The following is an 11,575-nucleotide window of genomic DNA, read 5'->3' on the forward strand; positions in this document are numbered from 1 at the left end:
CGACGTGGTCGTTAGCCGCCACACCGCCGATGAGCCTCAAAGCCACACCCGGGCTTTATGTGCTTGAGGCGTCGCCGATCGGCGGCTTCACCCGGAAGGAGCTCACCATGGGCGTCTCGTTCGTCAATCCGGAAGGCCTACCGGCGGTCGACCTGTACCGTCACGTCGCGGTCGCGACCGGCTCGAAGCAGGTCTTCATCGCCGGCCAGGTGGCCGTCGACGCAGACGGCGGCACGGTCGGCGCCGGAGACCTCACCGCGCAGGTCGAGCGGTGCTACCTCAACGTCGCCAAGGCCCTGGCCGGGGTCGGTGGGTCGTTTGGTGACGTGGTACGCCTGACCGTGTACGTCGTCGACTGGACACCGGACAAGATGACCCCGTTGATCGACGGCATCACCCGGGCCGCCACGAAGCTCGGAGTCACTCCGGTCCCGCCGTTCACCGGGCTGGGCGTCAGCGCCCTCGCCGGCCCCGATTACCTCGTCGAGGTGGAGGCCACTGCCGTCATGGACTGAGCGCGGCGGCAGTCGGTTCGCAACGTCGCCATCCCGACCTCCACCGGGCCGGCATCGCCCGCAGGACGCCACAGTGCCGCTCATTGAAGAGGTACAGCCGATCGTTGCTCACCGCCTGGACGCCGCAAGCCAGAATCCCCGCTGTTCACCGGGCCGCGCGGTGACCGGACCAGTACCGCCGGACTGCCCGACGCGAGGCATCGGGATGAGGTGGTCACCACGCTCGGATACGAGCACCTACGCCGACACGACCCACGGCACACCTGCCTCACCTGGGCCGCCGACGCATGCGTACCCGTTGAGGGTACCCCTCTCCCGATCAAGCTAGCGGAGGCGAAGCCCGCCGACGAGGAGGTCGACCAGGCGGCGTGCGTCGTATCGGGGGTCGTTGCCCGCGCCGATGCAGAGATTGCCGACGCCGCGTAGCAGCCCGTAGGCGTCCATGTCGGGGCGGATCTCGTCGGCGGCGACGGCGGCGTCGAGAAGTTGGGCGCAGACCGGGACGAGCCGATCGAGGAAGTAGGCGTGCAGGGTCTGGAAGGCGGCGTCGTCGGACTGTAGCGCGGCGGCGAGACCGTGCTTGGTGGCCAGGAAGTCGACGAACAGGTCGATCCACTGCGCCAGGGCGGCGTGCGGTGTGTCGCTGCCGGCCAGTAGGGCCGGCCCCGCCTCGGCGCACGCCTCGATCTGGTGCCGGTAGACGGCGACGATGAGGTCGGCCCGGCTGGGGAAATGGCGGTAGATCGTGCCCACGCCGACGCCCGCCCGTGCGGCGATGTCCCGGACGGGGACATCGACGCCGGAGGTGACGAACGCCGCAGCAGCAGCGTCGAGCAGGGCCCTCTCGTTGCGCCGGGCATCGGCCCGCTTGCGCGAGACCGGTTGCTCCGAGCCGCTGTCGAAATCGACCACGTCGCGTTACCTCCGTCACCCCATTTGGCATCCGGAACGTTGTTCCGTATCGTCATTACCGGAACAGCGCTCCGCTTGCTCAGCATAATGAACCGGGCGGGCTGCCACCAAACCGGCTCCGCCGGACGTCTGTGAGGAGAAACAGTCATGCAGTACCGCCCCTTGGGTCGCACCGGTGTGCAGGTCAGCACCCTCGTACTCGGCGCAATGAACTTCGGCAAGATCGGCAACACCACCCAGGACGACGCCACCGCCATCATCGACGCAGCACTCGAAGCGGGGATCAACCTCATCGACACCGCCGACGCCTACAGCGGCGGCCAGTCCGAGGAGATGGTCGGCAAGGCCATCGCCGGCCGCCGCGACGACGTCGTCCTGGCCACCAAGGCGACCCTGCCGATGGGCGACGGCCCCAACCAGCGGGGCAGCTCCCGCCGCTGGCTGGTCACCGCGCTGGAGAACAGCCTGCGCCGCCTCGGCGTCGACCACGTCGACCTCTACCAGATGCACCGGTGGGATCCGACGACCAGCGACGACGAGACGCTGTCGGCGCTGACGGACCTGCAGCGCGCGGGCAAGATCCGCTACTTCGGCTCCTCGACCTTCCCCGCCTACCGCATCGTGCAGGCGCAGTGGGCCGCCCGCGAGGGACGTCTCAGCCGTTACGTGACCGAGCAGCCGAACTACTCGATCCTGCAGCGTGGCATCGAGACCCACGTGCTGCCCGTGGCCCAGGAGTACGGCATGGGCGTGCTGGCCTGGAGCCCGCTGGCATCGGGCTGGCTGTCCGGGGCGATCCGCGCCGGACAGGAAATCAGCACGAACCGCTCCGGCTTCATGCAGCATCGCTTCGACGTCAGCATCCCCGCCAACCGCGCCAAGCTCGACGCCGTCGAGCAACTCGCCACAGTCGCCGACGAGGCTGGCCTCAGCATGATCCAGCTCGCGCTCGGCTTCGTCACCGCGCACCCGGGCGTGACGAGCGCGATCATCGGCCCCCGCACGATGGACCACCTCAGCTCGCAGCTCGCCGCCGCGGACACGGTGCTCCCAGCCGACGTGCTGGACGCGATCGACGCGATCGTGGCTCCCGGCGTCGACCTCGCCGCCTACGAAAAGAACGACACCCCGCCCGCCGTACTGGAGCCGGCACTGCGCCGCCGCTGACCACCCGGCAGGTCAGTGATCAGGTGGCAGACGGACGTGCGCCTGCGCGTCCGTCTGCCACCGACCCGCCACAACCAAACCGTCAAGGCTGCGCCGAAAGGAGGAACAGTCCCCATGCCAAGCCAGCCCTCGCCCAGCTTCGGGCTGATGACCGCCCCGATGCAGGTCGACTACCACGACATCCTGCGGGTATGGCAGGAAGCGGACGCCATCGCCGAAATAGAGCACACGTGGCTGTTCGACCACCTCATGCCCATCGGAGGCGATCCGGACGGACCGGCGTACGAAGGCTGGACCTTGCTCTCCGCCCTCGCCGCGCAGACCGAGCGGCTGCGCCTGGGCGTCATGGTGACCAGCAACCGCTTCCGGCCTCCCGCGATGCTCGCCAAAATCGCCACGGTCGTCGACATCGTCTCCGGCGGGCGCCTCGACTTCGGCATCGGCGTCGGGTCGCGGCCCGATCATCCCCTTGCCCGGCGGGAGTACGCCGCGCACGGACTGCCCTTCGCTGACACCGCCGACGCCCGCACCCGCCAATCGTGATCGGTGGCCGCTCCGCCGCCACGTTGCGGCTGGTAGCCGAGCATGCGGACATCTGGAACATCGCCAGCGGCGACATCGACGACGCCGTCAGCCGCGGCACCCTGCTGGAACGCTACTGCGCCGAAATCGGCCGCGACCCAGCGGCGATCACCCGCTCGATCAACCTGCCCGTCTCCTACGACCAAGCCGCGCTCACCCGGGACGCCATCGGCAGGGTGATCGACGCCGGTTTCGGGCACATCGTGCTCACACTGCCGGCGCCCTACCCCGCTGGCGTTGCACGTTGGGTCGCCGATGAGCTCATCACCCCGTCGACCGCACAGCGGCCCTGGCCGGTCGGTCTGAATTGATTTCCGAGTCTCGATGGACATGCTTCGTCGAGGTGAGCGTCCAGTTCCGCATCAAGCGCTGATTCCAGGACCGTGCGGGTGATCCCTGCGAGGGTCCCTCCCGGGCTGAACGCATCGACCTGGCACCTCCAAATGCCGAGACTGCGAATACGCACCCGCACTACTCGGTCGGCCGTATGGTGACCGGGAGACTGCTGTCGGAACATTTTCCAGGCTGAAGTGGAGTCGGTCGCGATGCGAGAAACTAGCGCCGAGTTCTTTGTGACTATGGCAGAAGTTGCTGGCACGCTTATCGGCACATTCCTCATTGGAATCTTCTTCTACCTCGACTCCGACCTGCACAAGACCCGCCAGGGCGCGGCTGCGGCCGACCGTTACCTCCGCTCTGGAGTGCGGTGGGTCTTCTTGGTCTTGGCCGTGCCGCTCATCGTGTCCCTCACACTCGTCGGCCTGGAGCCGATATGGGGTGCTCTTGCTTTCATCGCGCTCTCGGTCCTGCTGGTTGCCGCAACTGCCGACACGACCCACCGTATAGTCGCTCGCGGCAGCTCAGCCATCTCGACCGCGTTCGTTGTCAACGAAATCATCTCCACGGCAGCGGTCGTCGTCCTTGTCACGCTGCCCTGGGTGCTTGGTGGCTGGGTGCCACCGCCATCTGCCTTCGTGCCCTCACTTCTGCTGGCCTTGGGATCTGGCTTCTTCAGCACCGTGGCGCTCGTCATGACTCTCTTCGGGCCCGCGCGGCAAGACGACACCCCTGCATAGGTCGCCCCACCACCGGCAGGCCCGGTTGTCCCAGATCCGGTAGCCGCCGTCAGCGCCTCTCGCCACGTACCTTCGCCTCGCCACCGGCGGCAAGGTAGCAATGTCGTCAGCCGACTGCATGCGGTTTGCGGCTATCCAGCTCGGCACGCTCCCCTGCCACCGCCAGTGCACGTTCGTGAGCGGCCAACGAGCGCGGGGCGAGTTCGTCAAGCCCATCGAGTGTCGGCATGATCGATCCGTGCTCGAGCAGGTCGCGGGCTACAGTAGCGTCGGCCGTGCTCAGATAACTTGCCGGCACGGTGCGACCGGTCGGGATCTCAGTAGCGTCCACTGACGCGAACTGTCGCCACGGGTGCGAGTCTGGTGACCCGACGATGACTGACGGCGATTCGGATCGCCAGACGTCATTCCCGAAATAACCTGAAACTATGCGACACCATGTCGCACAACCGATTTGGCCACTGAGTTGCCCTCAGGCCAGACCACGAGAGGGACGATCATGCCTACCGTCAGCCACACGATCGACATCGCCGCGCCCGCAGATCGCATATGGGCGATCCTCACCGACGCCGCTGCGTACCCGGAATGGAACCCATTCATCACGAACCTTGATGGCAGCCTGACCCTTGGATCTCGGCTGGCGGTGACCATCGCTCTTCCTGGGGCTAAGCCGCGTCGCTTCACTCCCACCGTCACCGCCGTCGAGCCCGAGCGGCGGCTCGCGTGGCTCGGCCGTTTGCTCGTCCCAGGCATCTTCGACGGCGCGCACTCCTTCGACATCGAACCGCTCACCACCGAGTCGACCCGGTTCACCCAGTCAGAACGCTTCTCCGGACTGCTCGTGATGATGATGCCCGGCGTGTTGCGCTCAACCGAGTCAGGCTTCGCGGCAATGAATACGGCCCTCGCCGGGCGGGCAGAGGCATGACGGCCGTGTGCGCGACCCAGCGTCCGGGGTGACTCCCGGCAGCGGCTCGCCGACCGCGATGAGCCCGCCGAGCCGGTATGCAGGCTGGCTGCGCTGCGCCTTACCCGGACCTCTATGAGGGTTGCGTTCGTGTCTTCCGGTAATGTCGCCGCGCTTTGAGTCGGTTACCGCAGGTTGCCATTGAGCACCAGCGGGCAGTGTTGGCGCGGCTTCGGTCGAGTAGGAAGAGGCGGCACTCGGCGTTAGCGCAAGGCCGCAGGCGGCCGGGGGCGCTCTCGCGCAGGCTGGCCCAGGTGAGCACTGCCCGTACAACACACTGGTTATCCGCCGGGGCGCTGAGCCGCCAATCGAGGCGCGTCGCCGTCAAGTGAGGAACTTGGCGTACGCCGACCAGGAGCGGTGCGAGGCAGTCGGCTGTCAGCTCACCGCGAGTCACGCCCTGCAGCAGAGAGCGGGCGGATCGTACCGCGTTCAACTCCTCGAACGTGCCGGTGCCGCCAAGTTGGCGCAGCGTCGCACGCGCCGCCGTAGCCTCGCTGAAGAGATCCTGCGGCTTACCGTCGACGAGTGGCGTGCTGTTGAGGATGAGCAGGAGAAGTTCTTCGTCGGTCGATGCCGCCATCACGGTCCCTAACTGCCATCACCACCCTTGACGGGTTAGGAGTCTAGCAGTAGCTTAGCTAACCGGCCTTACTAGCAATGGGGGTTAGGGATGCGGGTGTTCCACCGGTACGCCACAGTCGAGGGGCGGCAGCTGTTCTACCGGGAGGCAGGCGACGCTGACGCCCCTGCTGTGGTGCTGCTGCACGGCTACCCGACCAGCTCGTTCATGTTTCGTGAGCTCATTCCGAGGCTGGCCGACCGGTACCACGTGATCGCGCCGGATCACCTCGGCTTCGGCCAGTCGGACAGCCCGAGGGTCGAAGAGTTCGACTACAGCTTCGACGCCTTGGCGCGGCTCACCGCCGGGTTACTCGACCAGATCGGCGTCGACCGCTACGCCATCTACGTCCAGGACTACGGTGCACCGATCGGGTGGCGGCTCGCGCTCCAACCGAGCGCTCCGGTGACCGCCATCATCACTCAAAACGGCAACGGCTACGAGGCCGGATTCGTGCCTGAGTTCTGGAAGCCGATCTGGGCGTACGGCGATGACCCGAATCCGCAGACGGAGGCCGCGCTGCGGCCTGCTCTCGGCCTCGACGCGATCATCTGGCAGTACACCCACGGCGTACCAGACCCCAGTGTGGTCTCGCCGGACACGTGGACCATCGACCACGCGCGGTTGCAGCGGCCAGGCAACGATGAGGTGCAGTTGCGGCTGTTCGGCGACTACCACACCAATCGTGAGCTCTACCCGCAGCTGCAGGAGTACCTCCGGACCAACCAGATTCCCCTGCTCGCGGTGTGGGGCCGCAACGACGAGATTTTCCACCCGGACGGAGCGACGGCCTTCGGCAGCGACCTACCCAACGCCGAGATTCACCTCTGGGACGCCGGACACTTCCTGCTGGAAACCAACCTCGACGCCTTCACCGAACTCGCACGCGACTTTCTCAACCGGGTCCTACGCGCCAGCTGAGTGGTGGCCTCGCTAACGGCTGCCGGCGGCGTGCTTGTCGCGGCCTCCAGCACGTCCAGGACCGTGTTGCCGACCGCAGCCACACCAGCAGGGCGCCGCTATCGGCGACTACATCCGCTGGCGCAACCAGCGAGCCCGACCAGCGTCGGGCGGTGGCGGCTCCTGGCGAGGAGGGTTCCTTTCGGAAGTCACTCCCAGTGTCGCCTCGAGAAGTATTCTCCTGGAAGTGGTGCAACTCGGTTATTCCGGTCAGCAAGCGGACTTCGACGCCATTGGCTGCCCTGGTGGGTCGAGCCGCGCCGTGGCAGCGACAGGTCGTGTCGCACGACTGGAAGGAGGCCGCGTCGCCATGCCCGACGCCATCCGCACCGTCGATTTGTTGATCGACGGCAGGTGGACGCCCGCCCAATCGGGGCGAAGGACCACAAAAGTTCGTAATGTCGATAACAAGCCGTTGTCCGAGGTTGCCGCCGCCGGCCGTGCTGATGCGGTGGCTGCCGTTGATGCGGCGGCATCCGCGAGGGCTACCTGGGGAACGTGGTCGCCGGGGCAACGGCGCGAGGTGCTGCAGCGTGCCGCGGGTCTGCTGACCGAACGCGGCGACGACATCGTCGGGGCGATGTGCCAGGAGACCGGCGCGGTGCTCAGCTGGGGCCAGTTCAACCTGAAGCTCGCCACCGACATGCTCATCGAGGCGGCCGCGCAGACGTACGGCATCGTCGGCGACGTCGTCCCGTCCGACGTGCCCGGCATGACCGCGCTCGGCATCCGCCAACCGGTGGGAGTGGTAGTCGGCCTTGCCCCGTGGAACGCGCCGCTGATCCTCGGCATGCGAGCCGTCGCACTTCCGCTGGCATATGGCAACACGGTGGTGCTCAAGGCGAGCGAGGAGGCCCCGGCGACCCATGTGGCCATCGCCGCAGCCCTGCATGACGCCGGCATGCCACCCGGCGCGATCAACGTGATCACGAACGCGCCGGCCGACGCGGCGGACGTTGTCGACGAGTTGATCTGCCATCCGCAGACCCGCTGCATCAACTTCACCGGCTCGACCTCGGTCGGGCGCGTGATCGGCGAGAAGGCCGGCCGGCATCTGAAGCGCACAGTCCTCGAACTCGGCGGCAAGGCGCCGATGCTGGTGCTGGCCGACGCGGACATCCCGGCGGCGGTACGCGCCGCCGTCGCCGGCTCCTTCATGAACCAGGGTCAGATCTGCATGTCGACCGAGCGGATTGTGGTGGAGCGCCAGGTCGCCGACGAGTTTCTCGACCAGTTGGTGACCCACGCCGGCAGGCTGGCCATGGGCGATCCGCATGAACCGTCGACCGAGCTCGGCCCACTGGTGAACCAGCGGGCCGTCGACCATGTCGCGTCGCTCGTCGCCGACGCCCAGAACAATGGCGCCGAGGTACTCATCGGGGGCCGAACCGACGGCTTGTTCTACCCACCGACCGTACTGCGCGGCGTGACCCCGAAGATGCGGGTCTACAGTGAAGAGTCGTTCGGGCCGGTCGCTGCGGTGATCGAGGTGGATGGCGTCGACGAGGCCGTCGACGTCGCCAACGACACCGAGCTCGGTCTGGCCAGCGCGGTGTTCAGCCGCGACGTGGCCAACGCATTGCAGGTGGCCCGCCGGATCGAAGCCGGGATCTGCCACATCAACGGGACCTCCGTCCACGACGAGCCGCAGATGCCATTCGGCGGCGTCAAGGCCAGCGGCTGGGGTCGGTTCGGGTCCCGGGCGGCACTCGCCGAATTCACCGACCTACGGTGGATCACCATCTCTCCGTTGGACCGGCAGTACCCGTTCGGGCCTCACGTCCCGTCCCTGTCCGGAATCTGAGTTTCGGCATGCGCAGCGGGTGATGCGGGCCCGACGGAGGACTGGACACGGTCACGCCGAGGTGGCACGCCAGGGAAGGATGATGACGCCAAGTGGGCGACCAACTGGCTGACGCACTCCAGATGCTGGAGCGTGGGGAGAGCCGTACCTTCGAAAGTATTCCGCCGGAGCCCACGGGCACCGTCCGCCTGGACGTGACAGAGTCGGCCGGCACCGTCGTGACACAGTGGTTCGTCACCCTGGAGAGCGGGACAGCCCGGGTCCGCAGACCACAATCGGAAACGCCTCGGCCGGAGCCGGACGCCGTTCTGCGCACCGACAACGATACGTTCAACCGGCTGGTCAGGGGCGAGGAACGGTTCGTGCCGCTGTTCTTCCGCAACGCGCTTGTGGTCGAGGGGCACCTGGGACTGGTGCACATGCTCTCCAGGGTGCTGTTCGCCGGACCGCCCACCGGCCATCACCCACGGGATTTCGTCCATGAGGAAGCCGGCTCCTAATGGTCGAGAAGACGCTCAGCATCCTGGACGGAAACACGTTCCTCGTCACGGATGTGCGTGGCGATGTCACCCCGTCCCCGAATTCACCGGCTGGGCTCTTCTCGTTCGACACCCGCTTCCTGTCGACCTGGGTGCTGCGCGTCAACGGGGAGCGACTCAGCCCAATGTCCCGCAGCGATCTGCACTTCTTCGAGACCCGGTTCTTCCTCGTCCCCGGGGAGCCCACGCACTACGTCAACGCCAAGATATCGGTCATCCGTAAGCAGACCATTGGCATCAGTCTCGTCGAACGGCTCGTGGTCCTCAACCACGACATCGAACCGACGGACGTCTCCATCCGGATAGACGCGGACGCCGACTTCGCCGACATCTTCGAGATCAGGGAGAATCAGCCAAAGCGCGGTAAGCGATCGGTGTGTCAGGAGGATGGGCGCCTCCATCTGCGCTACGAGCGGGCGACGTTCTACCGGGACACCGTCATCTCCAGTGACAGACCGGCCAAGGTTGACGACGGCGGCATGACCTTCGACATCCGCCTCGAACCGCACGGCCGCTGGGACGTCGAACTCCAGGTGGAACCGATCATCAATCGGGGGGGCGGTGGTTCCGCCACCGTCTGGGAGGCGTACCGCAGGCGGAGCAGGCCACAGGTCCGCGAGGAGTTGGAACAATGGATCGACCACGCGCCGCGACTCGCCTGCGACTTCGAGCCCCTCGCCGCGGCGTACAAGCGCAGCCTGTACGACCTGGCCGCGATGCGTTACTCGTCGCTGACCGCGACCAGCCCGATCCCGACCGCCGGACTGCCGTGGTTCATGACTCTCTTCGGCCGGGACAGCATCTTCATCAGCCTGCAGACGCTGCCGTTCGCGCCCACGCTGACCCCGCCCGTGCTGCGCCTGTTGGGGACGCTGCAGGGCAGCACCTTCGACGACTTCCGCGAGGAGGAGCCGGGCAAGATCCTGCACGAGTTCCGGTACGGCGAGTCGGCGGCATTCGAGGAACAACCGCACACCCCCTACTACGGATCCGCCGACACCAGCCCGCTGTTCGTCATCCTGCTCGACGAGTACGAGCGGTGGAGCGGCGACGTGGAGACCGTACGGCGTTTCGAACCGCAAGCCCGTGCCGCGCTCAACTGGATCGACGAGTACGGCGACCTGCTCGGCACCGGCTACATCTACTACCGGCGGCGCAACACCCGCAACGGCCTGAAGAACCAGTGCTGGAAGAACTCCTGGGACTCGATCTCCTACCGGGACGGCCGGCTCCCCGCCCTGCCCAGGGCAACCTGCGAGCTACAGGGGTACGCCTACGACGCCAAGTTACGCGGGGCGCGGATGGCCCGCGAGTTCTGGAACGACCCCGAGTACGCCGACCGCTTGGAGCGCGATGCAGCGCAACTGCGGCAACAGTTCAACCGCGATTTCTGGATCGAGGAGGAGGGGTACTACGCGCTTGCGCTCGACCCGGAGGGCAAGCCCGTTGACGCACTCGCCTCCAACATGGGGCACCTGCTCTGGAGCGGCATTGTCGAGCCGGAGCGGGCACGCCGTGTGGCGGACCACCTCCTTGGGCCGAGCCTGTTCTCCGGTTGGGGCGTGCGTACCCTGTCCACCACCAACCTCCGATACAACCCCGTCGGCTACCACGTCGGTGCGGTCTGGCCGTTCGACAACTCGATCATCGCCTGGGGTCTGTGGCGCTACGGTTTCCGGGAGGAGGCCGCCCGGATCGCCGATGGCATGATCACTGCGTCCGGGTACTTCGACGGCCGGTTGCCCGAGGCATTCGCCGGCTACGAGCGGAGCCTGACCGGCTACCCGGTCGAGTACCCGGCTGCGTGCAGCCCTCAGGGCTGGTCGGCGGGGGCGCCCCTGCTCCTACTTCGCACGATGCTGGGGCTCAGCCCGTACCCGGACCACCTGGCCGTCGATCCGTACCTGCCGCCGTCGGTGGGCCGGATCGAACTGCTCGACATACCGGGGCGGTGGGGGCGCGCCGACGCGTTCGGCCGCCGCCGCCGCCGCGACGGCGACCAGCGGGCAGGGCCGGTCGCCCGACTTACCCACGGCGACTAGTACGGGCACGGACGGTGGCGGTTGAGGACAGCTGGACTTACCGGTGGCCGTCGCGAACGAAGGGTCCGACGGTGCTGTGTCGGGTGAGGGCGGCTGGCGGTCTCCCAGGGGCAGGGATCCACTCGTCGGCGAGCGTGGCGATGGTCAGGTCGCCGGTGTCGATACGCAACACGAGGCCACAGCTGTACTCGCCGTTCCCCAAGGACCACGCCCAGGTCAAACACGGAAACCTACGCGGGGGACCCGCCCGCCCGCGCCGACGCCCGCTCGGAGCGGCCCGAGGTGGTTCCGACCTTAGGCAGCGTCGGGCCGCTGGCCATTACGAACTACTGGCCTCATGGCAGTAAGTATGATAATTGGTACGGCTCGATCCCCGTGGATCATTCTTG

Annotated in this window: 13 protein-coding genes and 1 pseudogene; 11 read left to right on the forward strand and 3 right to left on the reverse strand. The window is 67.1% G+C overall.

What is annotated here, in order from left to right; translation table 11 throughout:
- Positions 1 to 107 precede the first annotated feature (107 nt).
- Complete coding sequence (locus tag CLT74_RS10345) at positions 108 to 515, forward strand: RidA family protein (protein WP_099851692.1); 408 nt, start codon at positions 108 to 110, stop codon at positions 513 to 515.
- Positions 516 to 585: 70 nt separating this feature from the next.
- Positions 586 to 815, forward strand: a pseudogene (locus tag CLT74_RS31240) (site-specific integrase); the annotation flags it as partial.
- 24 nt (positions 816 to 839) lie between these two features.
- Here the strand turns inward: CLT74_RS31240 and CLT74_RS10355 are convergent.
- On the reverse strand, positions 840 to 1,427 hold the full coding sequence (locus CLT74_RS10355) for a TetR/AcrR family transcriptional regulator (RefSeq protein WP_099846354.1): 588 nt from the start codon (positions 1,425 to 1,427) through the stop codon (positions 840 to 842).
- Positions 1,428 to 1,574: 147 nt separating this feature from the next.
- On the opposite strand from CLT74_RS10355, the gene CLT74_RS10360 reads away from it, so the two are divergent.
- The 4 genes from CLT74_RS10360 (at position 1,575) to CLT74_RS30440 (ending at position 4,252) form a co-directional block, all read left to right on the forward strand.
- Positions 1,575 to 2,594 (forward strand): aldo/keto reductase, encoded by a 1,020-nt coding sequence (locus tag CLT74_RS10360; protein WP_099846355.1) that lies wholly within the window; start codon positions 1,575 to 1,577, stop codon positions 2,592 to 2,594.
- Positions 2,595 to 2,741: 147 nt separating this feature from the next.
- Complete coding sequence (locus CLT74_RS31245) at positions 2,742 to 3,137, forward strand: LLM class flavin-dependent oxidoreductase (protein WP_486582218.1); 396 nt, start codon at positions 2,742 to 2,744, stop codon at positions 3,135 to 3,137.
- On the forward strand, positions 3,134 to 3,487 hold the full coding sequence (locus CLT74_RS31250; RefSeq protein ID WP_486582219.1) for a hypothetical protein: 354 nt from the start codon (positions 3,134 to 3,136) through the stop codon (positions 3,485 to 3,487). The genes CLT74_RS31245 and CLT74_RS31250 overlap by 4 nt, the downstream gene beginning before the upstream one ends.
- Positions 3,488 to 3,706: 219 nt before the next feature.
- Positions 3,707 to 4,252, forward strand: a complete 546-nt coding sequence (locus CLT74_RS30440) for a hypothetical protein (RefSeq protein WP_158240235.1) — start codon at positions 3,707 to 3,709, stop codon at positions 4,250 to 4,252.
- A gap of 106 nt (positions 4,253 to 4,358) precedes the next feature.
- Here CLT74_RS30440 and CLT74_RS30195 read toward each other — a convergent pair whose 3' ends face one another.
- On the reverse strand, positions 4,359 to 4,583 hold the full coding sequence (locus tag CLT74_RS30195) for a hypothetical protein (protein WP_143697127.1): 225 nt from the start codon (positions 4,581 to 4,583) through the stop codon (positions 4,359 to 4,361).
- A 168-nt stretch (positions 4,584 to 4,751) separates the two neighbouring features.
- On the opposite strand from CLT74_RS30195, the gene CLT74_RS10380 reads away from it, so the two are divergent.
- Positions 4,752 to 5,180: an SRPBCC domain-containing protein gene (locus CLT74_RS10380; protein ID WP_099851696.1), complete on the forward strand. Its 429-nt coding sequence runs from the start codon at positions 4,752 to 4,754 to the stop codon at positions 5,178 to 5,180.
- Positions 5,181 to 5,292: 112 nt separating this feature from the next.
- On the opposite strand, the gene CLT74_RS10385 is transcribed toward CLT74_RS10380, so the two are convergent.
- Complete coding sequence (locus CLT74_RS10385) at positions 5,293 to 5,802, reverse strand: CGNR zinc finger domain-containing protein (protein ID WP_099851699.1); 510 nt, start codon at positions 5,800 to 5,802, stop codon at positions 5,293 to 5,295.
- Between the two features lie 90 nt (positions 5,803 to 5,892).
- Here CLT74_RS10385 and CLT74_RS10390 point away from each other — a divergent pair, with 90 nt between their 5' ends.
- The 4 genes from CLT74_RS10390 to CLT74_RS10405 all read left to right on the forward strand — a co-directional run bounded on the left by CLT74_RS10390 (position 5,893) and on the right by CLT74_RS10405 (position 11,186).
- Positions 5,893 to 6,762 (forward strand): alpha/beta hydrolase, encoded by an 870-nt coding sequence (locus CLT74_RS10390; protein ID WP_099846357.1) that lies wholly within the window; start codon positions 5,893 to 5,895, stop codon positions 6,760 to 6,762.
- 226 nt (positions 6,763 to 6,988) lie between these two features.
- Positions 6,989 to 8,605, forward strand: coding sequence for an aldehyde dehydrogenase (locus tag CLT74_RS10395; RefSeq protein WP_486582221.1), 1,617 nt, complete (start codon positions 6,989 to 6,991; stop codon positions 8,603 to 8,605).
- A gap of 92 nt (positions 8,606 to 8,697) precedes the next feature.
- Complete coding sequence (locus tag CLT74_RS10400; protein ID WP_099846359.1) at positions 8,698 to 9,105, forward strand: SCP2 sterol-binding domain-containing protein; 408 nt, start codon at positions 8,698 to 8,700, stop codon at positions 9,103 to 9,105.
- Positions 9,105 to 11,186: a glycogen debranching N-terminal domain-containing protein gene (locus CLT74_RS10405; protein ID WP_099846360.1), complete on the forward strand. Its 2,082-nt coding sequence runs from the start codon at positions 9,105 to 9,107 to the stop codon at positions 11,184 to 11,186. Before CLT74_RS10400 ends, CLT74_RS10405 begins: the two co-directional genes overlap by 1 nt.
- The last annotated feature ends 389 nt before the right edge of the window (positions 11,187 to 11,575 follow it).

It is taken from the genome of Verrucosispora sp. CNZ293, from assembly GCF_002754655.1.